Source organism: Cucumibacter marinus DSM 18995 (assembly GCF_000429865.1).
Classification (GTDB): Bacteria; Pseudomonadota; Alphaproteobacteria; order Rhizobiales; family Devosiaceae; genus Cucumibacter; species Cucumibacter marinus.
In genome coordinates this window covers 270146-296807 of sequence record NZ_KE386978.1, presented here as the reverse complement: position 1 = coordinate 296807, position 26662 = coordinate 270146, and the positions used below count along the sequence as shown (strand labels likewise).

Below are 26662 nucleotides of genomic sequence, written 5' to 3'. Positions count from 1 at the left end.
ACGACTTGCAACAAGTCATGCAATACGACTTGCAACAAGTCATGCAACAAGTCCTGCAACACCGGCGCGAATGGGCCCCCTATGACTGTCAGACTGCACCAGGGCGATTTGCCCGACTTGTCCAATTACGGCCGCGAAGTCGCCATCGACACAGAGACCATGGGTCTCAACCCCCTGCGAGACCGGCTTTGCGTGGTTCAGCTTTCGCCCGGCGATGGCAGCGCGGATGTGGTCAAGATCGAACTCGGCCAGACGGACGCGCCCAATCTCAAGAAACTGCTGGGCGATCCCGGCGTCACCAAGATCTTCCATTTCGCGCGATTCGATGTTGCCACGCTCTACAATGCCTTCGGCGTGATGTGCGAACCGGTCTATTGCACCAAAATCGCGTCGAAGCTCGTGCGCACCTATACCGACCGGCACGGGCTCAAGGATCTCGCGCGCGAACTGATCAATGTCGACATGTCCAAGGTCCAGCAGAGCTCCGACTGGGGTGCCGACACTCTGACCCAGGCCCAACTCGATTATGCCGCGAGCGACGTGCTCTACCTGCATGACATCAAGCGCCATCTCGACCGCATGCTGCGGCGCGAAGGACGGGCGGACATCGCCAGGGCCTGTTTCGAGTTCCTGCCCCATCGGGCCAGGCTCGACCTCGCCGGCTGGCCGGAAACCGACATCTTCGCCCATAGCTGATCCCGAACGCTGAACCCGAGCCCGTTTCCCAGAACCCATGAGCACCGCCGACATCCCGCTCGACCGTCAGTTTTCGCGCATCGCCGCGCGGCGACGGCTCGTGCAGATCTTGCGGGGTGCGGTACCGGCGTTCGGTCTTGTGGTGCTTCTGGTAATCACGGCCCCGAGCTGGATCGGCTTCATAATCGGCGGTTTCGGCTTCGGTAGCGTGCGGGTCGAAAGCGGCAAGCTGGTCATCGAGAGGCCCAGGCTTGCCGGTGCCTTGTCCGACGGTGGCACCTATGAGCTCGAAGCCGACTATGCGCGCACGGCGGTCGCCTCGACCGAATTCACCGAATTGTCCGGCATCAGTGCCGAATTTCATTTCGGCGCCGGTGACCGCGCCTTCGCCGGTGCTGACAGCGGAATGCTCGACATGGCGGGTGAGGTGCTCGATTTCACCGCGCCTGTTGATCTGATCACCACTGACGGGCTCGAAGGCCGGTTCGAACAGTCCACCCTGTCGCTGCCGGATCAGGTCTTCACCGCAAAAAGCACCGTCGCCATGCGCTTCGAAAACGGCTCGAGCCTTGATGCTGCCTCGATGCGGTACGATGCCAACAAGGGTGAATGGCTGTTCAAACGGGTCAAGCTGGTGATCATGCCGGAAACCCGGCAGGCCGATGCACAAGAGACCGAAGCTCAAGAAGCCGAAGCCCAAGAAGCTGAAGCGCAACCGACCGCCGATCAGGAGACCGCAGCGCCGTGAACCGTGTTTCTCAATTCGCTAGAGTTCGAAACATCATGACCAGAAGCGCGCTTTTCGCCCTGGTCATCGGGCTGGGTCTCGGCCTGCAGGCCGGCACGGCGGCCGCCCAGAATGTCGGCGGATTTGGCGCACTTGCTGATCAGGCCGACGAACCGATCCGCGTCGATGCCGACACCTTCGAGATTTTCGAGGAAAATAAACTCGCGGTCTTCACCGGCAATGTCGTCATCGTACAGGGCAATTTTCACATGTGGGCGCCGCGCGCCGAGGTGCGCTACGGCGAAGGCGGTACCACCGATCTTAAGACTGTCGATGCGAATGGCGGCGTCCGCATCGAGATGAACGGCCAGACCGCGACCTCGAAGCGCGCCAATTTTGCGGTCAAGGATCGCGTGCTGACGCTGCTGGACAACGTCAAGGTCGTCGACGATGATTCCACCGTCACCGGCCCGAAGCTGGTCATCGATATCCGCGCCGGCACTTCGCGGTTCGCGGGCGATGGCACCGGCGGCCGTGTCACCGGCATTTTCGGCGGCGGCTGAACGTGGCGGATCAATCCACAAACACAGAAGCGATTCCGGGAGGCGTGCGCCCCGACACCGGTCAGGAAACCGAGGCCTGGCTGATTGCCCACGGGCTCGAAAAACGATTTCGCAATCGCCGGGTGATCGATGGCGTCTCGGTGGCGCTGAAGCGGGGCGAGGCCGTGGGCCTGCTCGGCCCCAACGGTGCCGGCAAGACCACGGTCTTTGCCATGATCATGGGGCTTGTGCGGCCCGATGCCGGCGAAATCCTTTTGGCCGGGCGCCCGATCACCGGCTTGCCGATGTTCCAGCGTGGCCGGCTTGGTATCGGTTATCTCCCGCAGGAATCCTCGATCTTCCGCGGCATGAGTGTCGAGGACAACATTTTCGCCATTCTCGAAGGCCGACGGATGTCCGGAAAGGAGCGCCGGCAGAGGCTCGATGCGCTGTTGAAGGAGTTTTCGCTCGAGGCGCTGCGCAAGGCCAATGCCATGACCCTGTCCGGTGGTGAACGCCGTCGCGTCGAAATCGCCCGGGCCCTGGCAGCCGAGCCGCGCTACCTGTTGATGGATGAGCCCTTTGCCGGCGTCGATCCGATCGCCACCGGGGATATCAAGGGACTGGTCAAACACCTGACCAGGCGCGGTATCGGCGTTCTGGTCACCGACCACAATGTCCGCGAAACCCTGGGCCTGGTCGACCGTGCCTATGTCATTCATGACGGCAAGGTCATGGTGCAGGGACGCCCCGACACCATAGCCCAGTCCGAAGACGCGCGGCGTGTCTATCTCGGTGAACGGTTTTCCCTCGACAGCTGATCCGATCCAGCGATTTGCTGGTTGGCACGAAACTTGTATACGGCTGGCAAATCATGCCATCTTCGCGCCGGGCGCGCCAATTGGGGGCCGCGCCGGATAAGGGTGCACGGAGACCATATGGCGCTTTCGCCGCGGCTTGACCTTCGCCAAAGCCAGACGCTGACGCTGACCCCCCAGCTGATGCAGTCGATCAAGCTCCTTCAGCTCTCCCAGCTCGAACTCAATGCCTTTGTCGATGCCGAACTCGAGCGCAACCCTCTGCTCGAACGTGATGAACGTGAGGCCGCCGAGGCGATCAGCGTCGAAGCGCCGCGTCAACCCGAGCGCGGCGAGATCGGCCGGGCAGGAGACATCGCCGATGTGCTCGATACCGAAGTCTCGAATCTGTTTCCCGAGCAGGTCGGGCAGGATTCCTTCCGCCAGAGTCTCAATCGCTTGCGCGAACCTGCCGGGTCTTACGATGGGGAATCCCCCGAAATCGATTCCTATGTCGCTTCACGGCCCTCGCTTGGCGACTACCTTGCCGACCAGATCGCCCTGATCCTGCGGACCGAAAGCGACCGGCAGATTGGCCGGGCGCTCATAGACAGTCTCGACGATGATGGTTATCTGCGCGCCGACCTCGGCGCGCTGGCCACCCAGCTCAAGGTCGATCTCGAGGATATTGAGGCCGTGCTCGGCGCCGTGCAGGGGTGTGAGCCGCTGGGCGTGTTCGCCCGCACTCTGCCCGAATGCCTCACCATCCAGCTGCGTGAACGCGATCACCTCGACCCGATGATGGCCGGGCTGATCGACAATCTCGATCTGCTCGCGCGCCATGACATTGCCGGGCTCAAGAAACTGCTTGGCGCCGACGACGATGATATCGCCGATATGCTGGGGGAAATCCGGGCACTCGATCCGCGCCCCGGCCTCGCCTATGACGGTGCGCCGGTGGATGTGGTGGTGCCCGATGTTTTCATCCGGCCCGGCCGGGACGGCGGCTGGCAGGTTGAGCTCAACGCAGAGGTCTTGCCCCGCCTGATCGTTGACCGGACCTATTACGCCGAGGTCAGCCGGCATGCCCGCGAAGGCGCAGACAAGCAGTTTCTGACCGATTGTCTGTCGACCGCCAGCTGGCTGACCAAAAGCCTCGATCAGCGCGCCCAGACGATTCTGAAGGTCACGGCTGAAATCGCCAAGCAGCAGGACGGCTTCATGCGCCACGGGGTGACGCATTTGCGGCCCATGACGCTCAAAATGGTGGCCGATGCCGTCGAGGTACACGAATCGACCGTCTCGCGGGTCACCTCGAATAAATATGTCGCCACGCCGCGCGGCCTGTTTGAACTGAAATATTTTTTCACAACGGCTCTCGGTTCGGCCAGTGGCGGGGATGACCATTCCGCCGAGGCGGTGCGCCATAGCATCCGCCAGCTCATCGAAGCTGAAGATCCGCGCAAGATTCTCTCCGACGATGCGATAGCCGAAATCCTGCAATCCAAGCAGGGAATCGCGGTTGCGCGCCGCACTGTGGCCAAATACCGCGAGGCGATGGGGTTTGGGTCCTCTGTCCAGCGCCGGCGCGAAAAGCGTTCGCGCGCAGCTGGTTAGCCGCACGCATCGGGTTTGACCTCGGTCAAGGCGGGTGGCTAACCCCTCAATTATGCACAGCATCACAGGCGATTGCCTAGCCTATCGGCTGAGGGCTAGACTCGGTCCCGGCGGGTCGGTTGCGCCGTTCCGCGATTAGCAATGCCACGCATTGGGAGAACCAATATGAGCCTTCGTGTTTCAGGAAAAAATATGGATATCGGCGACGCCTTGCGTTCAAAGGCCGAGGACCATTTCGAGGCCATGGTCGGCAAATATTTTGACGGCGGGTATGACGGCCACCTGACCCTTGTACATGAAGGAAGCGGCTACAAAGCCGAATGCGTGGTGCATCTCGATACCGGTGTCATGCTGCAGGCGGGTGCGACCGCCGGAGACGCCACGTCGGCCTATGAGGATATGGCCGGACACATTGAAAAAAGGCTGCGACGATACAAGCGGAAGCTCAAATCCCATCGCCGCGGACCGAATCAGGACGCCCTGGAGGCCCAGACCTACGTCCTCGCGGCTCCCAGCGAAGAAGAGTGGGACGAGGACTTTTCCCCGCCCGTCATCGCGGAGGCGACGGGAAATCTGCGAATGATGTCAGTCGGCGAAGCGGTGATGGAACTCGACCTCGCACAGTCTGACGTGGTTGTGTTCCGCCACGCTGGACATGGCGGCGTGAATGTGGTTTACCGCCGCACCGACGGAAACATCGGCTGGATTGACCCAGCCCTGAGCGCCCAGTAGCGCCTGACCGAAGCACCCATCGCCAAAGGTTTTCAATGGAACTCGAGAACATCCTCTCAAAGGATTGCGTCGTGCCGTGTGCGCATGTGTCCTCGAAGCGCCAGCTCCTCCAGCTCGCTTCGGAACGCGCCGCCGAGAAGACCGGCCTGCCGGCGCATGAGATCTTCGATACCCTTGTCGATCGCGAAAAATGCGGGACCACCGGTCTTGGCAAGGGGATTGCGGTGCCGCATGGGCGCCTCAAGGGCCTCGACAAGCTGACGGGCCTGTTCTTCCGGCTCGACGAGCCCATCGATTTCGATGCGCTCGACGACCAGCCGGTTGATCTCGCCTTCGTGCTGCTGGCGCCCCTGGGCGCCGGCGCCGATCATCTGAAGGCGCTTTCGCGCATCGCCCGTGCCATGCGCGCCGACGGCTTTGTCTCGGAACTGCGGGCCACCCGCGACACGGACCGGCTCTACGACCTGCTGTCGCGTCAGGACCCGGCCCACTCGGCCGCCTGATCGACACCGAACCAGCGGCAGTGCTGAAAACCAAAAACCCGCCCGGCAAGGCGGGTTTTGTCGTTTCAACAACGCCAGGGGCCGAGGACCGGCCCCGCTCTTGTGTCTGGTGTCTTGCGCTTTGTGTCTAGCGCCTCGTCTCTTGCCGATTGGCGCCGTTACTGGACGGTCGCCACTTCGAGGCCGGACTGTTCGAGCCAGTCATAGACTTGACCCTGATCGTTGGTCACGAAGCGTGGCGTGCCATCAGCACCGAACAGAACGAAGAAGTCCTGCCCGTCGGGCGCTTCAGCGGCCTGTGGGAACAGCGCCTTGAGATCGGTGCCGTTCATCACCCGGCGATAGACGACCTCATCGTCGCCGAGCGCGGCGAACTCGTCGGCGCTCAGGCTGCGCAGGATGTCTTCGACCGAGGCGTCGAAATCATTCCCGACCGGCTTGTCGTCCTGCGGACCGGCAAAATGGATATCGTTTCTGTCACGCGTATTCATGTCGCACTCCTAACTCTTTGCCCCTCACTTCTGGCCCCTAGTTCTTGGCGGGCTCGGTTCCGGGCAGGCCGGTCCGGATTGCAATCCGGCGCGCGGCGGTTTCCGCTTGCGGGCGGGTCACCGAGATGGTCAGCATGCCGTCCTTCAGTTCGGCGCCCTCGACTTCCATGCCGTCGGCCAGCACGAAACTGCGCTGGAATTGCCGCGCGGCAATGCCGCGATGCAGAAACTCCCGGCTGGCATCGTCCTTCTGTCGACCGGCAATCGTCAACTGATGGCCTTCGACCGTGATCTCGAGCTCGGTCTCGGAGAATCCGGCGACAGCAAGCGAAATCACATAGGTTTCAGAACCATCGCGGTCCTGGACCCGTTCGATATTGTACGGAGGATAGCCATCGGCGGCTTTGGCCAGCCTGTCGATGCGGGCTTCGATCTCGTCGAAGCCGAGCATGAATGGCGAGGAAAACAGCGACATACGCGTCATTTTACATGACCCCTCATCAGGGGCTCCCGTCCTTATTCTAAGCAACGTAATCCGGGACCCAATTGTTTCGGCGCCGCCGGACGCCTACAGATATGGTCCGGTCCGTGCCGCGGTTCAAGGGCGCGCGGGCGTGTACGAGAGGTGGGCCGATGCCAGCATTTTCGATCATTATGCCCGCATACCGGGCCGAAACGACCATCTCCCGGGCGGTGCGCAGCGTGCTTTCACAGTCGGAACCGGACTGGGAACTCATCATCATATCCGATGACGGGGCCGATTATGCCACGCAATTGGCTAAAGAAGACCTGAACGATCCGCGAATAAGATTCGGGACCACCGGCAAGACCGGCTCCGGCTCCTCGAATGCCCGCAACGCCGGTCACGCCAAGGCGACCGGTCGGTTTGTCGGGCCTCTCGATGCGGACGACGCCTTTCACCCCCAAAAGCTCGAACGGGTTCGCGAGGCGCTATCCCACGGGCCGCTGGTGTCGACCGGCCTGCAGATCGTTGATGGTGGCGGGGGCTATCCGCGTACGGTCGGTGTCACCGGAGAGGACGCTTTGCTGCCGGCGCACCGCTACAAGCGGACCAATCTCTCCATGGATTCCATGCTGGTCTGGGACCGTGAGGCGGTCGATATCGCTTATGACCCGGACCTGCCTTGCCTTGTCGATCTTGACCTGGTGATGAAGGCCTTTGAATTTACCGAAGCCGCTTTTCATCTCGGGGCGCCGCTGCATCTTTACTACAAACAGGCCGTTTCGATCTCAAACGGACCCGGCGCAAGCAACAAGTTCTCGCTTACAAAGCAACGATTGATCGATCGCATCAACACCGGACATTATCGCTTTGCCGATCGCCTGGCGTCTCAATCATTCGTCAACTTTCTCACCCTATCCCTGAGCGCCGAACAGGATTACCCGCGCGCATCGGGTTCAAAGCCCGGTCTGTTGTTCGAGGATCATCTTGAGGCTCGTCTCAGCGCCGATTCTGTGGCTTGAAGGCAACAGGCTCATAGGTAAGGGCTATTGCCCTATTCTTGCCTGATTCTGTCCACGCTCTCGCCCCATCCCACCTCTAGCGCCCGCGCTGATTTGAACAGCGTTTGGACGATTATGAAGAACAGAACTTTGCTCGCCGCAGTTGCGGCGATCGGCGTATTTGCTTCCGGCAGCATGGCTCAGTCCGCCGGGGGCGATCAATGTGGTGGTGCGAGCTGGTACTCCCTTCCCGGCAACAAGACCGCCAATGGCGAGATCATGGATCCCGGTGCCATGACCGCCGCTCACAAGACCCTGCCCTTCGGCACCCGCGTCAAGGTGACCAACCGGGCGAATGGCAAGACCCTGGTTCTGAGGATCAACGACCGCGGTCCCTACATCAACGGCCGCATCATCGATGTGTCCAAGGCCGCCGCGCATCGGCTCGGCTTCCTCAATGACGGCCATGTTCCGGTCTGCATCACCAAGGTGTGATGCCCGCTGCGCGATAATTTAACGCATAGCGCTGCCACGGGTTCCCCTCCCTCCGATGAAATGGAATTCCTGCCGTCATGTCCTGATTGCAAGGCATGACGGCGGATCCCGTATCCAATGCAAGTCATCGGCACGATCCCAGATCCATTTGCACGTGACGTGCAAATATCGGATTAGTGAACGTGTGAAATATCTCTTTGACTTCATTTCAAGATGGGACAGCATTGCTGAACTACTTGAGATAAAAGCGAATTTCTTTTCCGCAACGATTGTCTTTGCGACAAAAATTCGCTTTGTTGTCGCCAGATCGCGGAAACATCACCGCGACAAAAGAGGGAGAAACCTTTCATGCTGAAATACGGGAAACTGCTCGCCGCGACAGCGCTGTTTAGCGTAGTGGCGACCGGTGCAATGGCGAAAACACTCGTCTATTGCTCGGAAGGCTCGCCCGAAGGCTTTGACCCGGCACCCTACACCGCCGGTACCACCTTCGATGCTTCTTCCAAGCCCATCTACAACCGTCTCGTCGAATTCAAGCGCGGCACTTCGGAAACCATTCCGGGTCTGGCCGAGAGCTGGGATGTCAGCGAGGACGGGCTGGAATACACCTTCCATCTGCGTCCCGGCGTGAAGTTCCATTCCACGGACTACTTCACCCCGACCCGCGATTTCAATGCGGACGACGTGCTGTTCACCTTCAACCGTCAGCTCCAGGACGATCACCCGTGGCACGAATATGCCGCTGGCATCTCCTGGGAATACTTCAACGGCATGTCCATGCCGAGCCTGATCAAGGATATCGTCAAGGTCGACGATATGACGGTCAAGTTCGTGCTGAACCGGCCGGAAGCCCCGATGGTTGCCAACCTCGCCATGGATTTCGCTTCGATCATGTCGGCTGAATATGCCGCCCAGCTCGAAGAAGCCGGTGCGATGGAACAGCTCAACCAGCAGCCGATCGGTACCGGTCCGTTCAAGTTCGTCGCCTATCAGCAGGATGCTGCGATCCGCTATGCGGCGCACGCGGACTACTGGAACGGCAAACAGCCCATCGATGACCTGGTCTTCGCGATCACCATCGATCCGGCCGTTCGCGCCCAGAAGCTGCAGGCCGGCGAATGCCACGTCATGCCTTATCCGGCCCCGGCCGATATCGAAGGCCTGAAGTCGGCTGACGGCATCACCGTGATGGAACAGCAGGGTCTGAATGTGGGCTATCTCGCCTACAACACCCAGCAGGAACCCTTCGATAATCCGAAGGTCCGCAAGGCGCTCAACATGGCCATCAACAAGCAGGCCATTCTCGACGCCGTGTTCCAGGGCTCGGGCGACGCTGCCAAGAACCCGATTCCGCCCACCATGTGGTCCTACAACGACGCGATTGAAGACGATCCGTATGATCCGGAAGCCTCCAAGGCGATGCTGGATGAAGCCGGCGTTTCCGATCTGTCGATGAAGATCTGGGCGATGCCGGTGCAGCGTCCGTACAACCCGAACGCTCGCCGTATGGCTGAACTGATCCAGGCTGACTTCGCCGAAGTCGGTGTGGACGTCGAAATCGTCTCCATGGAATGGGGCGAGTATCTGGCCCGCTCCTCTGCCGTCGATCGTGACGGTGCAGTGCTTCTGGGCTGGACCGGTGACAATGGTGACCCGGACAACTTCCTGGCCGTTCTGCTTGGCTGTGATGGTGTCGGTGGTTCCAACCGCGCTCAGTGGTGCAATGAGGAATTCGAATCCCTCATTCAGGACGCCAAGGTGCAGTCTTCGCAGGCCGACCGTATTCCGCTTTATGAAGAAGCGCAGGTCGTGTTCAAGCGCGAAGCGCCCTGGGCCACGATTGCCCACTCGGTCGTGTTCATGCCGATGGTCGACAGCGTGTCGGGCTACATCATGGACCCGCTCGGCGGTCACTGGTTCGACGGCGTCGATATCGCCGAATAAGAACCTCGAACTTCTCCTGGGGCGCCGGTCTTCCGGCGCCCCTCGACCATAAAGACGCCAATGCTGCGCTTTTTCTTCTCCAAGCTATTTCTCATCGTGCCGACCTTCATCGGCATCACCGTCGTTGCCTTCGGCTTCGTGCGCGTGCTGCCCGGTGATCCGATCCTGCTGCTCGCCGGCGAACGGGGCATGGACCCCGACCGCTATGCCGCGCTGCAGCAACAGTTCGGTTATGATCAGCCCATGTTCATCCAGTACTTCAATTATGTGCTGGGGCTTCTGCAGGGCGATTTCGGCACATCGATCTCCACCAAGCGCGATGTTCTGGGTGAGTTTCTCACCTTGTTCCCCGCCACGCTCGAACTGGCCATCTTCGCGATCATCTTCGCGCTGGTCATCGGCATTCCGGCGGGCATCTTCGCGGCCCTCAAGCGCGGCTCGGTCTTTGACCAGGTCACCATGGGCGCGGCGCTGACCGGCTATTCCATGCCGATCTTCTGGTGGGGGCTCCTGCTCATCATCCTGTTCTCGGGTGTCCTTGGCTGGACGCCGGTCTCCGGGCGGATCTCGCTTTTGTATTTCTTCCCGCAGGTCACCGGCTTCATGACCATCGACAGCCTTTTGTCGGGACAAAAGGGAGCGTTCCAATCGGCGGTTTCGCATCTGATTTTGCCCACCATCGTGCTGGGCACGATCCCGCTGGCAGTGATCGCGCGCCAAACGCGCTCGGCCATGCTCGAAGTGCTCGGTGAGGACTATGTCCGCACCGCCCGCGCCAAGGGCCTCGCGCCGCGCCGCGTGGTTGGCCTGCATGCCTTGAGGAATGCGATGATCCCGGTGATCACCACCATCGGCCTGCAGGTCGGGGTGCTGATGGCGGGCGCCATCCTGACCGAAACGATCTTTTCCTGGCCGGGTATCGGCAAGTGGATGGTCGACAGCATCTCGCGCCGGGACTACCCGGTCGTGCAGGGCGGTCTCGTCCTGATCGCGGGGCTTGTCATGCTGGTCAACCTCACGGTCGACGTCCTTTACGGGCTGATCAACCCGCGCATCCGGCACAGATAGGAAACGCTCATGGCTGAACGCCTCAAAGCAGACAGCAAGGGTCAGGACGCGCAGACCGCGGCGACCACCGCCGAAACCGCTGCCCTCAACCCTGCCAAGCTGTCCGCCAGCCAGGCGCGCATGCAGATGCTGCGCGAGTTCTGGCACTATTTCGCCGAAAGCCGCGGTGCCGTGATCGGCCTCGTCGTTTTCGTCCTGTTGGTCGTTGTCGCATTGCTGGCGCCGGTGATTGCACCGCACGCGCCCAATCAGCAATATCGCGACGCGCTGCTGACACCGCCCTTCTGGTCCGAAGGGGGTAATGCGGCCTTCATCCTGGGCACCGACGCGGTCGGCCGCGATATTCTCTCGCGGTTGATGCACGGCGCCCGGTTCTCGCTTTTCATCGGTGTGGTGGTCGTTTCCATCGCCCTGACCGGCGGCATTCTGATCGGTCTGATTGCCGGCTATTTCAGGGGCTGGGTCGACTCGGTGATCATGCGCGTCATGGATATCATCCTGGCCTTTCCCTCGCTCTTGCTGGCCCTGGTGCTGGTGGCCATTCTCGGGCCGGGCCTGACCAATGCGATGATCGCGATCGCGCTCGTTTTGCAGCCGCATTTTGCCCGACTGACCCGCGCCGCGGTGATGAGCGAGATCAACCGCGAATATGTGATTTCGGCCCGCGTGGCCGGGGCCGGTCATTTGCGGCTGATGTTCGTCACCATCCTGCCCAACTGCCTGGCACCGCTCATCGTGCAGGCGACCCTGTCGTTCTCGACCGCCATTCTCGATGCGGCCGCGCTCGGCTTCCTGGGCATGGGCGCCCAACCGCCGACCCCGGAATGGGGCACCATGCTCGCCGAAGCGCGCGAATTCATCCTGCGCGCCTGGTGGGTGGTAACTTTCCCGGGCCTCGCCATTCTGATCACGGTGCTCGCGATCAACCTGGTTGGTGACGGCCTGCGCGACGCGCTCGATCCGAAACTCAAGCGGAGCTGAGCCCATGGCCTTACTTGAACTTCGCAATCTCTCGGTCACCTTCGACACCGCTTCCGGCCCGTTCAAGGCCGTTGACGGCGTCGATATCAGTGTCGATACGGGCGAGATTCTCGCCATTGTGGGCGAATCGGGCTCCGGCAAATCGGTTGCCATGCTCGCCCTGATGGGCCTGTTGCCCAACACCGCGACGGTGACAGCCGATGTCCTGACCTTTGAAGGCAAGGACATGCTGAAAATGCCCAGGCGCGACCAGCGCAAGATCATCGGCAAGGAAATCGCCATGATCTTCCAGGAGCCGATCGCCAGCCTCAATCCTTGTTTCACGGTGGGGTTCCAGATTACCGAGGTGCTGCGCCAGCATATGGGCATGGACCGTGGCAAGGCGAAAACCCGGGCGGTCGATCTGTTGAAGACGGTGGGCATTCCCGAGCCGGAACGGCGCATGAGCGCCTTCCCCCATCAGCTCTCGGGCGGCATGAGCCAGCGCGTCATGATCGCCATGGCCACCGCCTGCCAGCCCAAATTGCTGATTGCGGACGAACCCACGACCGCCCTCGACGTGACCATCCAGGCCCAGATCCTCGATCTGCTGCGCGATCTGCAGCGCGATCACGGCATGGGCCTCATCCTGATTACCCACGATATGGGCGTGGTTGCCGAGACCGCCGAGCGTGTGGTGGTGCAATATGCCGGCCAGCAGGTCGAGCGTCAGCACGTCAAGGGTTTGTTCCGTACCCCGCACCATCCCTATACCTCGGCACTGCTCGATGCGCTGCCCGACCGGGCCACCGGTGACCGGTTGCCTTCGATCCCCGGTGTCGTGCCAGGGCAGGGGGACCGGCCCGAAGGGTGCCTGTTCAATCCACGCTGCGCCTTTGCCGACGATACCTGCCGCAAGGTCGTACCGCCGCATCAGTCCGATGAACTCGGCCAGGCCCTGTGCCATTATCCGCTCAACAGGAAGGGCGCCGCCGCATGAGCCCGATCATCGAAGCCACCAATCTCGCGCGGCACTACCAGGTTCGGCGCGGGCCGTTCTCGCCTCCGCTCATCCTCAAGGCACTGGCCACCGCCAGTTTTACCGTCGACGCCGGCAAGACCCTCGCTGTCGTGGGTGAATCGGGTTGCGGTAAGTCCACCCTCGCTCGGTTGATCACGATGATCGAGCCGGCGACCGACGGCAGCCTCACGATTGACGGACGCGTTGTCAGCGGCACCGAGGACACCGATTTCAGGGCCTTGCGCTCGCTCGTCCAGATCGTCTTCCAGAACCCTTATGGTGCTCTCAATCCGCGCCAGAAGATCGGAACGATTCTCGAGGAACCGCTCAAGATCAACACTTCGCTCTCCGCAGACGAACGCCGCATCAAGGCGCTCGACATGCTGCGGGAGGTGGGCCTGCGGCCCGAACACTACGGGCGTTACCCGCACATGTTCTCGGGCGGTCAGCGCCAGCGTATCGCGGTGGCGCGCGCATTGATGCTCGATCCCAAGGTGCTGGTGCTCGACGAACCGGTCTCTGCGCTCGACGTCTCGATCCAGGCCCAGATCCTCAACCTCCTGGCAGACCTGCAGGACAAGATGGGGCTGACCTATGTCTTCATCAGCCACGATCTGTCGGTCGTGCGCCACGTCGCCGACGACGTAATGGTGATGTATCTGGGGCGGGCGGTCGAGAAGGCCTCGAAAGACGAGATCTTCGCCCATCCGCGTCACCCCTATACCAAGGCGCTCCTGTCTGCGACCCCGGTCGCCGATCCTGAGCGCCGGGGCGAGCGCATCAAGCTCGAAGGTGAATTGCCGTCGCCCTTCAACCCGCCCCCGGGCTGCGCCTTCAATCCGCGTTGCCCGCTGGCCAATGACCGTTGCCGCAGCGAAACGCCGGAAATGCTGCCGGCTGGCGGGGCCACCGTGGCCTGCCATGCGGTCGAGGAAGGGCGCGATACGGCCTGAGTTGCGTTTACAGGGACGCAAACAGCGGACGGCGCGTCGGGAACCAACCCGGCGCGCCGTCTGTCTTTTCCGATGCCGCAATCGCACCATATTTGAGGCGTGGAGTAGGGTTCGACCGGGGGGCTACCGGTCGAGGGGACCTTATCCATGCGTATCGTCTATCTGATTTCGGCTCTCGTTATCGCTGTCGGGCTGGCCTTGTCGGGCTGGTTCGTCGCCGAAGGCTTCGTCAAGTCTCGTGAACCCCAGCGCGCCGTGACGGTCAAGGGGCTGTCCGAGCGCATTGTCACCGCCGATATCGGCTTCTGGCCGATTCGGTTCGTCGCCAGCGGTCCGACCCTTGCCGATGCCCGCGCGACGCTTGAGACCGCCGAAAGCGCGGTTCGTCAGTTCGCAGGCGATCAGGGTTTCGCCGAGGGAGACATCTCGGTGCAGAACATCGCCGTCGAAGACCGCTTCGCCGGCTATAATGGCGGCAACACCCCCGACGCCGTGCGTTTCGTGCTGACCGAGGATCTGCTGATCACCTCCGAGGAAGTCGAAAAGCTCGCCGATGCGGCGCGCGCCGTGGGCGATCTCATCCGCGCCGGCGTGGTCTTCTCATCGGACAGCTACAATGCCGGACCGAGCTTCGTGTTTACCGGCATCAACGACCTCAAGGGCGAAATGCTGACCGAGGCCACCCAGCGCGCCCGTGAGGCGGCCCAGCAGTTCGCCACCGAATCCGAGGCTGAAGTCGGCGGCATTCTCGATGCCAATCAGGGCGTGTTCCAGATCTCGGATGCTGTCGAAATCCCCAATGCGCGCTCCAACACGCAGATCGAGAAGAACGTCCGGGTGGTCACCACCATCCGCTACGAGCTGATCGACTGATCTGCGGGTGTTCAACGAATCGCTTTCGCTTCGGCCGCCAGCCAATCCGCCATTTCATGGGCATGGATGGTGGCCGAACGAACGAGATCGTCGAAATGACGTGACATCTCGCGCACATAGCGTGTGGCGGTGAAAGCGAGATAGCGCTGGCCGATATAGATCGCCACCCGTTTCTGGCCATAGACGGAGAACGGCACCGAGAAATGAGTGCCCGCATCAAAGGCAAAGAACCGCACAGCGGGGTAGAAGCTGTCGACGCGCTCGGCCATGCCCTCCAGCTGGCTGATTCGGGCCTCGAGGGGCAGGCCCTGCCAACGCCCTTCGGCCCGGGCAAATCCTTGGATGGTCTGCCGCGACAGGCAGATCTCGAGGTCGTAATCGGGCCGCCTGATCAGATCGAGCTGGTCGCGCGCATCGGTGATCGCCTGTGCCGGAGTGCGGCGCACGGGCTCCGCATATTCGAAATCGAACACCGCATCCTGCTTGAAGATATCCGGCAGTCCCGCGGGCACGTGCCGCACCTTTGAGCCAGCGGCTTCTGCCATCCAGGTGAAGACCTGCTGATCGACCGGGTGCCGGGCGGCCTCGGTCACCTGCATGGCCTGTTCGAGAATCTCGCTCGCCACGCCCCGATGGCTGGTCAGGCCCAAAAGCCAGTCTGCCGACACCTGCAATGCCGACGCGATTTCACCGAGCGCCTGGCCTGAGGGCAGTCGCGGTTCGTCGGCAACGAGGAGTTGGGACAGGGTCGACCGGTCAAGCCCGGAAGCACGGGCAAGGCCCGACTGGTTGAGTTCGCGTCGCGCCATCGCCTCTTTGAGCCGGATTCGAAAGAGCTCGGCCCGTTCGCGCTTGTCCATGGTGAAACCTCAAACAACTGGTGAGAAACATCACCATTTGCCGAAAAAATTGTCCAAGCGCTTCATACCGTCACCAAGCTCACCTTGTCAAAACCGAGCCGTCGGGCGCATCTGATGGGCGTCGGAAATCAAAGAGGTACAACAGGTTAGGTTATGGACTCCCCGCTGCGTTCGATCGTCAAGGCATTCACCTGGCAGGCCATGGGTCTGGTCACCATGACCGGGTTGGCGTTCCTGCTGTCGGGAGACATTGCCATGGCGGGTGGCTTTGCGCTGAGCGCCGCGGCCACGGGCTTCGTGTTCTTCATCGTCCATGAGCGGATATGGGCGCTCATTCCCTGGGGACGGCGGGGAACCGGCCAGGCGGGGACCCAGAATCTATCGCCGGTGGGTCGCACCGAGTAATTGCTCGAGCGCGGCATCCCACTGCATGGCCTCGTCGGCCGAAGGCAGGTCGATCTGGAAAAAGGCTTCCCCGCTCTGTGACGAGATCAGGGTGAGTTTCCACGTTTTGGCCGTCAGCGGATCGGTGCCGACCTGAAATCCCGCAACCTCGGACAGGGCAACCATGCGCGGGCCGCTTTCGCGGCGCCAGATGGCCATTTGCCCGGTCTCGCGATTGATTGCCAGCCCCACGTCACCCGACACATGTCCTGCTTCGGGCTTGAAGCCCGGCATTCCGGAAAGGGCCGAATGGCCGGCACTGTCCGCCCGCCCCACAAGCCGCTTGCTGGCCCCGGAGACGAAATAGAGCGCCACCACCATGACGCCGAGAACGAGATATATCGCGATATCACCACCCAAGGCCTAGCGTTCCTCTTCCCGGTCCGGTTCGGGATGATCGTCCGCTTCTTCGTCAAGAATGCGGTGGGCCGCACCTTCAAGGTCCTCGAACTGCCCGCTCTTGAGGCTCCATAAAAAGGCGCCAAGGCCAAGCGCACCAAGCAATAGCGCAATGGGTATGAGAAACAGCAACCCGCTCATATGACCCCTCAGGCCGCCACCGGGGTGCGAACCCCGGCTTCGGCGGGTTGGGTCTCTTCGGCTGTATCCGGCGTATTGGCGGGTCCGCTGCCGAGCCTCAGCCGCATGGCGTTCAGCGTAACCAGCATTGAGGACGAACTCATGGCGAGTGCCGCGATCAGCGGGGTGACCTGGCCCGAAATCGCCAGTGGCACCGCCACGCAATTATAGGCGACAGCCAGCCCGAAATTCTGCTTTACCGTGCGTGCGGAACGGCGCGCGAGATCGCGGGCGAAGGGAATGGCCGACAGGCCCGAACGCGTGAACACGAAATCCGCTGCATTGCGACCGATATCGGCCGCCGAGGACGGCGCCATGGAGGCATGGGCGGCCGCGAGGGAAGGCGCATCATTGATCCCGTCACCGATCATGAGGGGATGCTTGCCTTCGGCCTTGGCCTGTTCGATGAGCGCCAGCTTGTCTGCCGGGGTCATGCCGGCGGTGAAGTCCGAAATTCCCACGCGATGTGCCAGCGCCGCAACCGGCCCCGGCCGATCGCCGGAGATAAGGCGGACAGGCACGCCGGCCGCCTCAAGCGCCGCCATGGCAGGGCGGGCATCGGGCCGCGGTTCGTCAGCCAGCGAGAAGGCCGCGATCAGCGCCCCATCCCGGCTGAGATAGACAGTGCTCTCGCCGGACGCGCTGTTGCTCTCTTCCATGATCGCAGCACCGCAAAAATGCGCGCCGCCAAGCCGCAGAATGCCCTCGGGCGTGTGAGCCTCGATGCCTTTTCCCGGCACTTCGCGAACCTCGCCTTCAAGCGCCGGCACCGGGCCTGCAGCCTGGGCGATCGCCCGCGAATAGGGATGCCGGGATTGAGCGGCCAGCGCGCCAGCGAGCCGCAGTTCCGTAACCCCGCCAAGCGACTGGCTGGTCAGCACCGGCCGGCCCTCGGTCAGCGTGCCGGTCTTGTCGATAAACACGAGATCGGTTTCCGCCATACGTTCGAGCGCCGCGCCGTCACGCATCAGAATGCCATGCGCAAACAGCCGCCCGGCGGCAACGATATGAACGATCGGCACGGCCAGCGCCAGCGCGCAGGGGCAGGTGACGATCAGCACCGCAATCGCATTGATCGTTGCGGTGTGCCAATTGCCCGAGAACAGGCCCCAGCCGACAAATGTGCCCAGGGCCAGAAGGTGAACTGCAGGGGCATAGATGGCCGCGGCGCGGTCGGCAATGCGGCGATAACCGGCCCGGCTGCCTTCGGCGGCTTCCATCAGCGCCATCATCCGAGCGTGGAAACTCTCGCTGGCGGGCCGTTCGGCCTCGATGATCAGCGGCGCGTCGAGATTGGTGGCACCGGCGAGCAACACGGTGCCTTCGCCGGCGGCTTCGGGCACCGATTCGCCCGAGACCAGCGCCATGTCGATCTGGCTGCGGCCTGAGACGACGCGGCCATCGACCGGCACGCGCTCGCCCGCGGCCACCAACAGCCGCATCCCCGGCACGACTTCCTTGAGTTCGATCTTCTCATGCTGCCCGTCATCGCGGATCAGCATGGCCGCGCGGGGAGCCCGGCGGGCCAGATTGGTCACGGCGCTGCGCGCCTTCTCACGCATCAGGTGATCGAGCGTCCGTCCGATCAACAGAAAGAACAGCAAGGTCACCGAGGCATCGAAATAGGCATGGGGCGAACCGGCAATGGTCTCGACGATGCTCATGCCCAGCGCCAGCAACACGGCCAGGGCAATCGGCACATCCATGTTGAGATGGCCTCCACGTAGCGCCCGGAGCGCCGAGCGGAAGAAGGGCTGTCCGGCATAGGCGACTGCCGGCACCGCGATCAGCGCCGAAATCCAGTGGAACATGTCGCGGGTGACCGCATCGGCGCCCGACCAGATCGAAACCGAGAACAGCATGATATTGCCGGCTGCGAAGCCCGCAACCGCCAGTGAACGGGTAAGCGTCTTGAGGGTCTTGTCACCGCCGCCTGCCATGCCCGGATCGAGCAGCAGCGGCGCGTATCCGCTTTTCGATATCGCTGAGGTGAGCCGGCTGGGTTCGCCCTTCGCCGGGTCGAAGATCACCCGCACGCGCTTGGTCGAGAGGTTGACCCGCGCTGTCTCCACCATGGGCAAGGATTTGAGCCCGGTCTCGACCGTTCGGATACAGGCCGCGCAATGCATGTCGGGCACGGCGAGCTCGAGCTGGTAACGCCCTTCGGAAAGCCGGCTCGAAGCACTCATCAGCGCCGCGTCGTCATTCTCCGGCCCATCGCCAAGCGCTTCCGCCGCGCTTTCGGCTCCCGGCGCGCAGCAGGTCATTTACGCGCCTCCGCCAACCGTAAGGCGGGCATAATGCTCATATTCGGGATAACCGGGCACTTCACCGCGCAGCTGGACGTTCCAAACACCGTCGGCCAGCTCAACCGGCACCACATAGCCACCGCGTCCATCGGTCTTGAGGGTAACGATCTGTTCGCCGCGGACGCCGACCGGGCGATGAATGTCGGCAGTCAGGCCGGCGATGTCGAGCGGAAGGCCAGTCCCAGCAGTCAGGGTGAACCGCAGGGTCTCTCCGTCATAGGTGAGGTCCGGCGTCCAGCCCAGCGCCTCGATCTCGCGCTGGGCCGCCAGCCGCTCGTTGAAGCCCTGGCTCGCCACATAGGAATTCTGCACCACAAGTCCGGTCCAGGTTCGGAAGGCCGAGGTCGCCATGAACAGATTGACCCCGACAATCGTTCCGAAGAACAGCACCATCACGCCCAGCATGTGCCAGCCGGTGAACTGCATCGGTTTGCGTGTCCCGGCACTCATTGGAATGCCTCCTCGGGTGCTTCGAACTTCAGTCGGGCCGACGCGGTTTCGCCGCGCGTCGCATCGTCGACATGTATGGTGTAGCTGGTGTGGGGACCGTCCAGCAAGGCCGGGTCGGCCGCAACATAGAGCCGCACCGGCAGCACCTTGTCGGGTTCCAGCGTCATGGTGATCGCCTGCTGCGGCTCATTGGCCTGGCCCGCAAGCCACATCTCACCGCCCGGCAGCCCTTCAAGGGTGATCGTCACCTCGCGGTGTTCGGGCGTCATGTTGAGAATCTTGACGTCATAGCCATTGCGATAGGTGCCGTCAGTCAGCGCCACATAAAGCGGATTGCGGTCGTGCAGCACATTGACATCGAGCCGCGCGCGCAACGACAGCACCGTGAGCATGCCAAGACCGATCGCCGCCCAGACCATGAAATAGGCAATGGTGCGCGGCCGGATGATCGACCGCCAGTTGGTCAGCTTCACCTTGTCGATGAAGCCGCCGCCTTCCTTGAGCACACGGTTGGGATCGATGCGATCTCCTTCGTCCATGGCAAGGCGCATATTGATGTTGTAGTCGTTCAGCGTCGCATAGGAGATCAGACCGCGCTCCTTGCCGAGCCGGTCCATCACATCGTCGCAAGCATCGATACACAAGGCGCAGGTGATGCATTCGAGCTGTTGTCCGTCGCGGATATCGATCCCCATCGGGCACACCGCGACACAGGCATTGCAATCGACGCAATCCCCGACCGATTTGCCTTCGGCGGCGGCCTTCTTGGCATGCTTGGACCGCGGTTCGCCGCGCCAGTCATTATAGGTGACGGTGAGCGAATGCTCGTCGAGCATCGCCGCCTGGATGCGCGGCCAGGGGCACATATAGGTACACACCTGTTCGCGCATGAGCCCGCCGAAAGTATAGGTCGTCGCTGTCAGGATCGCGATGGTGCCATAGGCGATAAAGGGCGCATCGAACCGCACCAGATCGCCCAGAAGGGTTGGCGCATCGGCAAAATAGAATATCCACGCCCCGCCGGTCGCCACCCCGATCAACAGCCAGACCGAATGCTTGGCCAGCCGCCGGGCGAGTTTGTTGGGGTTCATCTTCTGCTTGTCGAGCTTGATCCGCGCATTGCGGTCGCCTTCAAAAAAGCGCTCCACCACCAGGAACAGATCGACCCACACGGTCTGGGGGCAGGTATAGCCGCACCAGGCGCGCCCGACGGTCGAGGTAATGAGGAAAAGGCCCACCCCGGCCATCACCAGCATGCCGGCGACATAATAGAATTCCTGCGGCCAGATCTCGATGAAGAAGAAATAGAAACGCCGGTTGGCCAGATCGACCAGCACGGCCTGATCGGGCGCGAAGTCGCCGCGGTCCCACCGCAGCCAGGGCGTGACGTAATAAACCGTCAGCGTGAGCAGCATCACCAGCCACTTGAATCGGCGGAAGCTGCCGCTGGCCCGCTTGGGGAAGATCTTTTTGCGAGCGGTATAGAGAGGCTGGCGCGTGCCGGCCTTGTTGACGGCATCGACATCGAAATCTTCGATACCGGCGGACTTCTTGGAGGGGGTGTCGAGCATATCCGGTGCCTTTTTGGCGGTTTGGGCGGCGGTGCTCCATCTCTAGCGCCTCAGCGTCCCTCTCGGCCTTGATCTGGGTCAAGACCGACCGGCGAAGCAGCGCGAATTCGAGTCTAGTGGCAATCGAGACAGAAAACAAAAAGGCTGTCCGCGCCGACCCCCATCGCAACACGGACAGCCCTGATTGTGGGCCCGGACCGTAAACGGGAAAAAACGGACCGGACCCTGCAAGCGCGCGGCCTGGACGCCGCATCCGCCGCGCCTTGTCCCGCTCCGGATTAGCTGATCAGGGGGACCCGCCTGCCCGGTGCTGCTGATCCTGAGTGCCACGAAACACCGTTGGCCGGGTTGATCCATGTCAAGATCGGGAGAAATTTTTGAGCGCCGGGCGGAATTTCGGTGTCCGGCGGAAGGCGGCCAACTGGCACGAGCCCAGAAGTGTCTCAGCCAGCCAGCGCTTCAGTATCCCCGGCAATGATTCGCGTGACGATAGCGCGCAATTCACCGGCATCGGTGCGATAGGCGATTTCGCCCGGCCGATGGGTCAGATGCCATTCCATGATCCCGACACCCTTGTTCCACTCGACCTTGTAGCCATCCTCGGTCACCGACCAGGGTCCCGAAATCAACCCATGCTCGAAATGGCGCATATGGGCGATGCCATCGGCGCCATAGTGGATTGGAGCCTCTGCGCCGTCGGTCCGGCGCGCATAAACGGTGTTGCCGGTGAGAATGACCGAAATGGTCTGAGGTGTGAGAGGGGTAGCGTTCGCAGCGATATTCATGAGAATTCCTTGTGGTGTGAATCTGCCGGCGCGTGGCGCCCCGCGCGCCGGCCTGATAGTCAAGCGCATTGACTAAATGGCGGAATGCAAGGAAAGTCAAGAAACTTGACTAACGAAACTGACGCAGGGGAAATGGATCGAGCCGAGGAAAAAGGATCGGATCTGGCGGTCATTGATCATGTCGGCATCGCCCTGTGGCGGGCGGCGCGCCGTTGGCGCTCGCGTATGGCAGCGGAGATGGCGGCGCGTGGTTATCCCTGGCACCAGAGCGCCGCGGGCGAGGTCCTCGCCCATCTCGGCCCTGACGGGCTTTCACAGCGCGCATTGACCGAACGCATGGGGATGAGCAAGCAGGCCGTGCAGCAACTCGTCGATCAGCTCGAGGTGCTTGACGTTGTGCGCCGGGTGCCGGACCCGACAGACAAGCGCGCCAGGCGCATTGAATTGACCGAACTCGGTGCACGCGATTTCGCCGAGCGCAACCGGGTGAAGGTCAGGATCGAGGCGGAATACCGCCAGCGCCTCGGGGAGGATGCCTTCAAGGCTCTGTTGGCGGCGCTTGCCGAACTCAACACGTGAACTGAAAAAGGCCGCCCATCCGGGCGGCCCCTTTGATTTCGTGGGTGAGGCGGTGCCTTACTGGCCGCCGCCCAGCCCGTGCACATAAACCGCGAGCTGCTTGATGGTCGCATCGGACAGCCGGCCTTCCCAGGCGGGCATGACCCCGTGCCGGGGCGCGCTGATCTGCGCCACGATGGTGTCCCGGTCGCCGCCATAGAGCCAGATGCCATTGTTGAGCGCCGGACCACCGAGCTGAGGTTCGCCGGCACCGCTGGCGCCGTGGCAGGCCGCACAATTCTCCGCGAAGATGGTGTGTGCTTCTGCCATCTCCACGGGCTGTGTGCCGGTTTCCGAGAGCTTTAAGACATAGTCGGCCATCAGCCCGATCTGCTCATTGGTCAGGATACCGTCGCCATAGGCGGGCATCTCGTTGAACCGGGTTGCATCGTCGCCGGCATACCGCACGCCATGCGCGATTGTGGTATAGATCTCTTCGACCGTGCCGCCCCAGATCCATTCATCGTCATTGAGGTTGGCATAGCCTTCCGAGCCTGCGGCCCCCGAGCCGTGGCACTGCGAGCAATAGACCTTGAAGGTCGAGCGCCCGCCCGCCCGTGCAAAGCGTGCCAGTTCTTCATCAGCGATGATCTTGCTCGGCTCCGAGGTGTTGATCTCGTTGATGAAGCTCACCTGCGCGGCCTGCGCATCGTCGAGCGAGGCCTCCAGATTGGCGCGGCTCGAATAGCCAAGCAGCCCCGATGTGGCCGAATTCACAAGCGGGATGGCCGGGTAGGCGATGCAGTAGCCGATCGCCCACACAATGGTGCCGTAAAAGGTCCACAGCCACCAGCGCGGCATCGGCGTATCGAGTTCCTTGATACCGTCCCATTCGTGTCCGGTAGTCTGGGTGCCGCTGAGTTCGTCGATTTCTTTTTTGCTCATTATCTTGCCCTCAAACGGCTCAGTCTTCACGGAAGGGGATCTGGGCCGCGTCGTCCGCCTTCTGTCGGGCACCTGGCCGCAACAGGAACACGATCACGCCCACGAACAGCACGAACAGATAGATGAGTCCCCAGCTGTCGGCGAAGTGACGAAAAGTGTCGTAGCTCATTTGCCCCTCCCTTAGCGGTAATTGGCCGGCGCGTCATAGGCGGAGAAATCCACCAGCGTGCCGAGCATCTGCAGATAGGCGACCAGTGCGTCCATCTCGGTGATCTCGTCGGGATTGCCGTCGAAATCCTCGATGCGGACCTCGCCATAGCGCTCGGTGAGCCCGGACGGGTCGCCGAACGGATCGGTCTGCGCCACGAGGTCGGACACCGCGTTCTCGATCATGGCCTCGGAATAAGGCACGCCGACCATCGACTGGGTCTTGAGGTGCTGCGCCATCTGCTCATAGTCGAGCTCGGCATTCAGCAGGAACCCGTAGGACGGCATGATCGATTCAGGCACCAATGCCCGCGGATCGACCAGGTGCTCGACATGCCACTCATTCGAGTAACGGTCGCCCACCCGTGCCAGATCCGGTCCGGTGCGTTTCGACCCCCATTGGAAGGGGTGGTCGTACATCGATTCAGCGGCGAGCGAATAATGCCCGTAGCGCTCCACCTCGTCGCGGAACGGCCGGATCATCTGGGAGTGGCACACATAGCATCCCTCCCGGATGTAGACGTTGCGGCCGGCCAGCTCGAGAGGGGTGTAGGGCCGCATGCCCTCCACCTCTTCGATGGTGTTGTCGAGATAGAACAGCGGCGCAATTTCCACGATCCCGCCGATCGAGACGACGACCAGGGACCCCACCAGCAACAGGGTGGCGCTGCGTTCGAGTTTCTTGTGTTGGTCAAGCAATGACATTGACGCGCACTCCTAATCGGCGGGTTGGGCAACGACGGCGCCGGCGATCGGCTTTTCGTTCCGAACCTTGCCGCGGATGGTCATGTAGAGGTTGTAGGCCATCAGAAGAGCGCCCGAGAGATAGAGCAGCCCCCCGAACGTGCGCAGCACATAATAGGGCTTCAGCGCCGCGACGGTTTCCGCGAAGGAGTAGACCAAAAAGCCCTGGTCATCATATTCGCGCCACATCAGGCCCTGGGTGATCCCGGCGACCCACATCACCGCCGCATAGACGACGATACCGAGGGTGGCGAGCCAGAAGTGCCAGTTGACCATGCGCATGGAGTAGAGCTGGTTGCCCCACAGCTTCGGCACCATGAAGTAGAGCGCACCGAAGGTGATCATGCCGTTCCAGCCCAGCGCACCCGAGTGCACATGGCCGATGGTCCAGTCGGTATAGTGCGAAAGACCGTTCACGAACTTGATCGACATCATCGGTCCTTCGAAGGTCGACATGCCGTAGAAGGCGACCGCGATGACCATCATGCGGATGATCGGGTCGGTGCGGATCTTGTCCCAGGCACCTTGCAGCGTCATGAGGCCATTGATCATCCCGCCCCAGGACGGCATCCACAACATCACCGAGAACACCATGCCAAGGGTCTGCGCCCAGTCGGGCAGGGCGGTATAGTGCAAGTGATGCGGACCGGCCCAGATGTAAAGAAAGATCAGCGCCCAGAAGTGGATGATCGACAGCCGGTAGGAGTAGACCGGGCGGTTGGCCTGTTTGGGCATGTAGTAATACATCATCCCAAGGAAGCCGGCGGTGAGGAAGAACCCGACCGCATTATGCCCGTACCACCATTGGGTCAGCGCATCCTGGACCCCGGAGAACGCCGAGTAGCTCTTGGCACCCAAAAAGGATACCGGAAGCGAAAGGTTGTTGACCACATGCAACATCGCCACGGTGACGATGAAGGCGAGGTAGAACCAGTTCGCCACATAGATGTGCGGCTCCTTGCGCTTGATCAGCGTGCCCAGATAGAGGACCAGATAGGCGACCCAGACGATGGTCAGCCACAGATCCACATACCATTCAGGCTCGGCATATTCGCGCGACTGGGTCACGCCCAGCAGATAGCCGGTGGCGGCCAGCAGAATGAACAGCTGATAGCCCCACAGGACGAACCAGGCGAGATTGCCGCCGAACAGGCGTGCGCGCGTGGTGCGCTGCACGACATAAAAACTGGTGGTGAGAAGCGCCGTGCCCCCGAAGGCGAAGATCACCGCGGAGGTGTGCAGCGGGCGCATGCGGCCGAAATTGAACCACGGTTCGAAGTTGAGAGCGGGCAGCGCCAGCTGCGCGGCGATCACCACCCCGACCAGAAAGCCCACAATCCCCCAGAACATGGTCAGGATCGAGCCGAGCTTGATCGGACCGTCCATGTATTCGGTTGGCGCGGCAGCCGGCGCCGTCACGGCGAAGCGCACATTGCGCATCACATAGACGGTGGCACCGGCCAGAACGAAGAACAGGATCCAGGCATGCGCGCGGAACAGATCGTCCTGCGCGAATGCGGCTCCCAACAAGGCCAAGAAGGCCGCGAGCGCCAAAAAGACGGTCTCGGACAGATTTTTCATGGCTAATCCCCAATGGGGCGGCCCGGTTCGCGTGAATCGGTCCGCCTCGCCTCAATTGCATGTCTTCCTAAGCCGGACTGCCTCCGGGTGCTTTGACCCAGATCAAGGTCGCACCGGTCCGGCCATGTTCAACTTCGAACTCGCAACCCTGGCGGCGGTGATCCGAACACCCGGTCTCAATGCCGCAAGCGGGGCCACGAATCAGTATGAGAATAGCAGCCAGGACCAAAAGGGCATGACCGGTGAGTCGAAAATCGAGATGTTGGATCGACTAGCGCAGGCACATGCGGAACAGGACGCATTGTGCACGGCGCTGGAGGAGATCGCCGATTCCCTGCCCGATAGTGTCGATCGGCAACGCTGCGTTCGCACCGCGCGGGCGCTTGGAACCCTCATGCAGCGTTGGCACGCTCTGGAGGAAGAGGTCGTGTTTCCCGAGCTGGAGCGCGGTGCCCGCGATCCGGTCATCCATCGCATGATCGAACACCTCAAGCTCGATCATTGCTCCGACCAGTACCTGGCCGAAGAAGTGCAGCTGGCCTTGTTCGAGCTCGGAGAAGGCGAAGCGAACCTCTCGCCCGACGCGCTTGGATATGTGCTCAGGGGGTTCTTCGAAGGTCTGCGCCGCCACATCGCCATGGAACGAGATGTGCTGTGGCCGGCGCTGGTACAGTCAAACGACAATCACAACGCCACCGGCGGTGATTGGCGCGAACGCTGGGCCATCGAATAGGGCGAGAACTGAC

General features: G+C 62.0%; 31 protein-coding genes. 18 read left to right on the top strand and 13 right to left on the bottom strand.

Annotated elements, in window-relative coordinates:
- The first annotated feature begins 81 nt into the window (after window positions 1–81).
- The 7 genes from G489_RS0114810 to ptsN all read left to right on the top strand — a co-directional run bounded on the left by G489_RS0114810 (window position 82) and on the right by ptsN (window position 5614).
- Window positions 82–696: a ribonuclease D gene (locus G489_RS0114810; RefSeq protein WP_029042181.1), complete on the top strand. Its 615-nt coding sequence runs from the start codon at window positions 82–84 to the stop codon at window positions 694–696.
- 37 nt (window positions 697–733) lie between these two features.
- Window positions 734–1444, top strand: a complete 711-nt coding sequence (locus G489_RS0114805; RefSeq protein WP_029042180.1) for a hypothetical protein — start codon at window positions 734–736, stop codon at window positions 1442–1444.
- Between the two features lie 35 nt (window positions 1445–1479).
- Window positions 1480–1986, top strand: a complete 507-nt coding sequence (locus G489_RS0114800) for an LptA/OstA family protein (RefSeq protein WP_029042179.1) — start codon at window positions 1480–1482, stop codon at window positions 1984–1986.
- Between the two features lie 2 nt (window positions 1987–1988).
- Window positions 1989–2786, top strand: coding sequence for an LPS export ABC transporter ATP-binding protein (lptB, locus tag G489_RS0114795; protein ID WP_407059835.1), 798 nt, complete (start codon window positions 1989–1991; stop codon window positions 2784–2786).
- Between the two features lie 117 nt (window positions 2787–2903).
- Window positions 2904–4379 carry an RNA polymerase factor sigma-54 gene (gene rpoN, locus G489_RS0114790; RefSeq protein WP_029042177.1) on the top strand — a complete coding sequence of 492 codons (1476 nt, stop codon included), beginning with the start codon at window positions 2904–2906 and terminating at the stop codon, window positions 4377–4379.
- Between the two features lie 165 nt (window positions 4380–4544).
- On the top strand, window positions 4545–5111 hold the full coding sequence (hpf, locus tag G489_RS0114785; RefSeq protein WP_081691605.1) for a ribosome hibernation-promoting factor, HPF/YfiA family: 567 nt from the start codon (window positions 4545–4547) through the stop codon (window positions 5109–5111).
- Between the two features lie 35 nt (window positions 5112–5146).
- The gene (gene ptsN / locus G489_RS0114780) at window positions 5147–5614 is read left to right on the top strand and encodes a PTS IIA-like nitrogen regulatory protein PtsN (RefSeq protein ID WP_029042175.1); all 468 of its coding nucleotides are present in this window, start codon (window positions 5147–5149) and stop codon (window positions 5612–5614) included.
- Between the two features lie 158 nt (window positions 5615–5772).
- Here the strand turns inward: ptsN and G489_RS22005 are convergent, their stop codons facing one another.
- Both G489_RS22005 and G489_RS0114770 read right to left on the bottom strand, forming a co-directional pair.
- A complete protein-coding gene (locus G489_RS22005) occupies window positions 5773–6105 on the bottom strand; it encodes a DUF1150 family protein (protein WP_051332688.1) in 333 nt (110 codons plus the stop codon).
- A 37-nt stretch (window positions 6106–6142) separates the two neighbouring features.
- The gene (locus G489_RS0114770; RefSeq protein ID WP_029042174.1) at window positions 6143–6589 is read right to left on the bottom strand and encodes an Hsp20 family protein; all 447 of its coding nucleotides are present in this window, start codon (window positions 6587–6589) and stop codon (window positions 6143–6145) included.
- Between the two features lie 92 nt (window positions 6590–6681).
- Between G489_RS0114770 and G489_RS22000 the strand changes: the two genes are divergently transcribed.
- From G489_RS22000 to G489_RS0114730, 8 genes are all read left to right on the top strand, one after another.
- The gene (locus G489_RS22000) at window positions 6682–7590 is read left to right on the top strand and encodes a glycosyltransferase (protein WP_081691604.1); all 909 of its coding nucleotides are present in this window, start codon (window positions 6682–6684) and stop codon (window positions 7588–7590) included.
- A gap of 114 nt (window positions 7591–7704) precedes the next feature.
- A complete protein-coding gene (locus G489_RS0114760; protein ID WP_029042173.1) occupies window positions 7705–8064 on the top strand; it encodes a septal ring lytic transglycosylase RlpA family protein in 360 nt (119 codons plus the stop codon).
- Window positions 8065–8412: 348 nt separating this feature from the next.
- Entirely contained in the window at window positions 8413–10008 is a 1596-nt protein-coding gene (locus tag G489_RS0114755; RefSeq protein WP_155889411.1) for an ABC transporter substrate-binding protein, read from the top strand.
- Between the two features lie 60 nt (window positions 10009–10068).
- The gene (locus tag G489_RS0114750; RefSeq protein ID WP_029042171.1) at window positions 10069–11076 is read left to right on the top strand and encodes an ABC transporter permease subunit; all 1008 of its coding nucleotides are present in this window, start codon (window positions 10069–10071) and stop codon (window positions 11074–11076) included.
- Window positions 11077–11196: 120 nt separating this feature from the next.
- Window positions 11197–12057 carry an ABC transporter permease subunit gene (locus G489_RS0114745; RefSeq protein ID WP_051332721.1) on the top strand — a complete coding sequence of 287 codons (861 nt, stop codon included), beginning with the start codon at window positions 11197–11199 and terminating at the stop codon, window positions 12055–12057.
- Between the two features lie 4 nt (window positions 12058–12061).
- Complete coding sequence (locus G489_RS0114740; protein WP_029042169.1) at window positions 12062–13036, top strand: ABC transporter ATP-binding protein; 975 nt, start codon at window positions 12062–12064, stop codon at window positions 13034–13036.
- Window positions 13033–14010, top strand: a complete 978-nt coding sequence (locus tag G489_RS0114735; protein WP_029042168.1) for a dipeptide ABC transporter ATP-binding protein — start codon at window positions 13033–13035, stop codon at window positions 14008–14010. The genes G489_RS0114740 and G489_RS0114735 overlap by 4 nt, the downstream gene beginning before the upstream one ends.
- Window positions 14011–14157: 147 nt before the next feature.
- Window positions 14158–14883: an SIMPL domain-containing protein gene (locus G489_RS0114730; protein WP_029042167.1), complete on the top strand. Its 726-nt coding sequence runs from the start codon at window positions 14158–14160 to the stop codon at window positions 14881–14883.
- 11 nt (window positions 14884–14894) lie between these two features.
- On the opposite strand, the gene G489_RS0114725 is transcribed toward G489_RS0114730, so the two are convergent.
- Complete coding sequence (locus G489_RS0114725; protein WP_029042166.1) at window positions 14895–15743, bottom strand: helix-turn-helix domain-containing protein; 849 nt, start codon at window positions 15741–15743, stop codon at window positions 14895–14897.
- A 153-nt stretch (window positions 15744–15896) separates the two neighbouring features.
- Here G489_RS0114725 and G489_RS20835 point away from each other — a divergent pair, with 153 nt between their 5' ends.
- The gene (locus G489_RS20835; RefSeq protein ID WP_051332686.1) at window positions 15897–16148 is read left to right on the top strand and encodes a DUF2061 domain-containing protein; all 252 of its coding nucleotides are present in this window, start codon (window positions 15897–15899) and stop codon (window positions 16146–16148) included.
- Here G489_RS20835 and G489_RS0114715 read toward each other — a convergent pair.
- The 6 genes from G489_RS0114715 to G489_RS0114690 form a co-directional block, all read right to left on the bottom strand.
- Entirely contained in the window at window positions 16122–16547 is a 426-nt protein-coding gene (locus G489_RS0114715) for a hypothetical protein (RefSeq protein WP_029042165.1), read from the bottom strand. The two genes, G489_RS20835 and G489_RS0114715, sit on opposite strands and share 27 nt — an antisense overlap.
- A 3-nt stretch (window positions 16548–16550) precedes the next feature.
- On the bottom strand, window positions 16551–16727 hold the full coding sequence (ccoS, locus tag G489_RS22320) for a cbb3-type cytochrome oxidase assembly protein CcoS (protein ID WP_081691602.1): 177 nt from the start codon (window positions 16725–16727) through the stop codon (window positions 16551–16553).
- 8 nt (window positions 16728–16735) lie between these two features.
- The gene (locus tag G489_RS0114705; RefSeq protein ID WP_029042164.1) at window positions 16736–19033 is read right to left on the bottom strand and encodes a heavy metal translocating P-type ATPase; all 2298 of its coding nucleotides are present in this window, start codon (window positions 19031–19033) and stop codon (window positions 16736–16738) included.
- Window positions 19034–19525, bottom strand: a complete 492-nt coding sequence (locus G489_RS20830; protein ID WP_051332685.1) for a FixH family protein — start codon at window positions 19523–19525, stop codon at window positions 19034–19036.
- Window positions 19522–21096, bottom strand: coding sequence for a cytochrome c oxidase accessory protein CcoG (gene ccoG / locus G489_RS20825; protein ID WP_035872840.1), 1575 nt, complete (start codon window positions 21094–21096; stop codon window positions 19522–19524). The genes G489_RS20830 and ccoG overlap by 4 nt, the downstream gene beginning before the upstream one ends.
- A 443-nt stretch (window positions 21097–21539) precedes the next feature.
- Entirely contained in the window at window positions 21540–21881 is a 342-nt protein-coding gene (locus tag G489_RS0114690) for a hypothetical protein (RefSeq protein WP_029042163.1), read from the bottom strand.
- Between the two features lie 105 nt (window positions 21882–21986).
- Between G489_RS0114690 and G489_RS20820 the strand changes: the two genes are divergently transcribed.
- Window positions 21987–22460, top strand: coding sequence for a MarR family winged helix-turn-helix transcriptional regulator (locus G489_RS20820; protein WP_162142442.1), 474 nt, complete (start codon window positions 21987–21989; stop codon window positions 22458–22460).
- Between the two features lie 57 nt (window positions 22461–22517).
- Here G489_RS20820 and ccoP read toward each other — a convergent pair whose 3' ends face one another.
- Genes ccoP through ccoN form a run of 4 tightly spaced genes read right to left on the bottom strand, consistent with a single transcriptional unit; the run spans window position 22518 to window position 25916 of the window.
- A complete protein-coding gene (ccoP, locus tag G489_RS0114680; RefSeq protein WP_029042162.1) occupies window positions 22518–23384 on the bottom strand; it encodes a cytochrome-c oxidase, cbb3-type subunit III in 867 nt (288 codons plus the stop codon).
- Window positions 23385–23403: 19 nt separating this feature from the next.
- Window positions 23404–23553, bottom strand: coding sequence for a cbb3-type cytochrome oxidase subunit 3 (locus G489_RS21995; RefSeq protein ID WP_051332684.1), 150 nt, complete (start codon window positions 23551–23553; stop codon window positions 23404–23406).
- 11 nt (window positions 23554–23564) lie between these two features.
- Entirely contained in the window at window positions 23565–24296 is a 732-nt protein-coding gene (gene ccoO, locus G489_RS0114670; RefSeq protein WP_029042161.1) for a cytochrome-c oxidase, cbb3-type subunit II, read from the bottom strand.
- Window positions 24297–24308: 12 nt separating this feature from the next.
- The gene (ccoN, locus tag G489_RS0114665; protein ID WP_029042160.1) at window positions 24309–25916 is read right to left on the bottom strand and encodes a cytochrome-c oxidase, cbb3-type subunit I; all 1608 of its coding nucleotides are present in this window, start codon (window positions 25914–25916) and stop codon (window positions 24309–24311) included.
- Between the two features lie 124 nt (window positions 25917–26040).
- Between ccoN and G489_RS20815 the strand changes: the two genes are divergently transcribed.
- Entirely contained in the window at window positions 26041–26649 is a 609-nt protein-coding gene (locus tag G489_RS20815; RefSeq protein ID WP_051332683.1) for a hemerythrin domain-containing protein, read from the top strand.
- The last annotated feature ends 13 nt before the right edge of the window (window positions 26650–26662 follow it).

What these genes read in the sequence shown, in the direction of transcription:
- G489_RS0114810 (WP_029042181.1), top strand. Translation starts at nt 82, where the DNA reads ATGACTGTCAGACTGCACCAGGGCGATTTGCCCGACTTGTCCAATTAC.
- G489_RS0114805 (WP_029042180.1), top strand. Translation starts at nt 734, where the DNA reads ATGAGCACCGCCGACATCCCGCTCGACCGTCAGTTTTCGCGCATCGCC.
- G489_RS0114800 (WP_029042179.1), top strand. Translation starts at nt 1,480, where the DNA reads ATGACCAGAAGCGCGCTTTTCGCCCTGGTCATCGGGCTGGGTCTCGGC.
- rpoN (WP_029042177.1), top strand. Translation starts at nt 2,904, where the DNA reads ATGGCGCTTTCGCCGCGGCTTGACCTTCGCCAAAGCCAGACGCTGACG.
- hpf (WP_081691605.1), top strand. Translation starts at nt 4,545, where the DNA reads ATGAGCCTTCGTGTTTCAGGAAAAAATATGGATATCGGCGACGCCTTG.
- ptsN (WP_029042175.1), top strand. Translation starts at nt 5,147, where the DNA reads ATGGAACTCGAGAACATCCTCTCAAAGGATTGCGTCGTGCCGTGTGCG.
- G489_RS22005 (WP_051332688.1), bottom strand. Translation starts at nt 6,105, where the DNA reads ATGAATACGCGTGACAGAAACGATATCCATTTTGCCGGTCCGCAGGAC.
- G489_RS0114770 (WP_029042174.1), bottom strand. Translation starts at nt 6,589, where the DNA reads ATGACGCGTATGTCGCTGTTTTCCTCGCCATTCATGCTCGGCTTCGAC.
- G489_RS22000 (WP_081691604.1), top strand. Translation starts at nt 6,682, where the DNA reads ATGGTCCGGTCCGTGCCGCGGTTCAAGGGCGCGCGGGCGTGTACGAGA.
- G489_RS0114760 (WP_029042173.1), top strand. Translation starts at nt 7,705, where the DNA reads ATGAAGAACAGAACTTTGCTCGCCGCAGTTGCGGCGATCGGCGTATTT.
- G489_RS0114755 (WP_155889411.1), top strand. Translation starts at nt 8,413, where the DNA reads ATGCTGAAATACGGGAAACTGCTCGCCGCGACAGCGCTGTTTAGCGTA.
- G489_RS0114750 (WP_029042171.1), top strand. Translation starts at nt 10,069, where the DNA reads ATGCTGCGCTTTTTCTTCTCCAAGCTATTTCTCATCGTGCCGACCTTC.
- G489_RS0114745 (WP_051332721.1), top strand. Translation starts at nt 11,197, where the DNA reads ATGCAGATGCTGCGCGAGTTCTGGCACTATTTCGCCGAAAGCCGCGGT.
- G489_RS0114740 (WP_029042169.1), top strand. Translation starts at nt 12,062, where the DNA reads ATGGCCTTACTTGAACTTCGCAATCTCTCGGTCACCTTCGACACCGCT.
- G489_RS0114735 (WP_029042168.1), top strand. Translation starts at nt 13,033, where the DNA reads ATGAGCCCGATCATCGAAGCCACCAATCTCGCGCGGCACTACCAGGTT.
- G489_RS0114730 (WP_029042167.1), top strand. Translation starts at nt 14,158, where the DNA reads ATGCGTATCGTCTATCTGATTTCGGCTCTCGTTATCGCTGTCGGGCTG.
- G489_RS0114725 (WP_029042166.1), bottom strand. Translation starts at nt 15,743, where the DNA reads ATGGACAAGCGCGAACGGGCCGAGCTCTTTCGAATCCGGCTCAAAGAG.
- G489_RS20835 (WP_051332686.1), top strand. Translation starts at nt 15,897, where the DNA reads ATGGACTCCCCGCTGCGTTCGATCGTCAAGGCATTCACCTGGCAGGCC.
- ccoS (WP_081691602.1), bottom strand. Translation starts at nt 16,727, where the DNA reads ATGAGCGGGTTGCTGTTTCTCATACCCATTGCGCTATTGCTTGGTGCG.
- G489_RS0114705 (WP_029042164.1), bottom strand. Translation starts at nt 19,033, where the DNA reads ATGACCTGCTGCGCGCCGGGAGCCGAAAGCGCGGCGGAAGCGCTTGGC.
- G489_RS20830 (WP_051332685.1), bottom strand. Translation starts at nt 19,525, where the DNA reads ATGAGTGCCGGGACACGCAAACCGATGCAGTTCACCGGCTGGCACATG.
- ccoG (WP_035872840.1), bottom strand. Translation starts at nt 21,096, where the DNA reads ATGCTCGACACCCCCTCCAAGAAGTCCGCCGGTATCGAAGATTTCGAT.
- G489_RS0114690 (WP_029042163.1), bottom strand. Translation starts at nt 21,881, where the DNA reads ATGAATATCGCTGCGAACGCTACCCCTCTCACACCTCAGACCATTTCG.
- ccoP (WP_029042162.1), bottom strand. Translation starts at nt 23,384, where the DNA reads ATGAGCAAAAAAGAAATCGACGAACTCAGCGGCACCCAGACTACCGGA.
- G489_RS21995 (WP_051332684.1), bottom strand. Translation starts at nt 23,553, where the DNA reads ATGAGCTACGACACTTTTCGTCACTTCGCCGACAGCTGGGGACTCATC.
- ccoO (WP_029042161.1), bottom strand. Translation starts at nt 24,296, where the DNA reads ATGTCATTGCTTGACCAACACAAGAAACTCGAACGCAGCGCCACCCTG.
- ccoN (WP_029042160.1), bottom strand. Translation starts at nt 25,916, where the DNA reads ATGAAAAATCTGTCCGAGACCGTCTTTTTGGCGCTCGCGGCCTTCTTG.
- G489_RS20815 (WP_051332683.1), top strand. Translation starts at nt 26,041, where the DNA reads ATGTTCAACTTCGAACTCGCAACCCTGGCGGCGGTGATCCGAACACCC.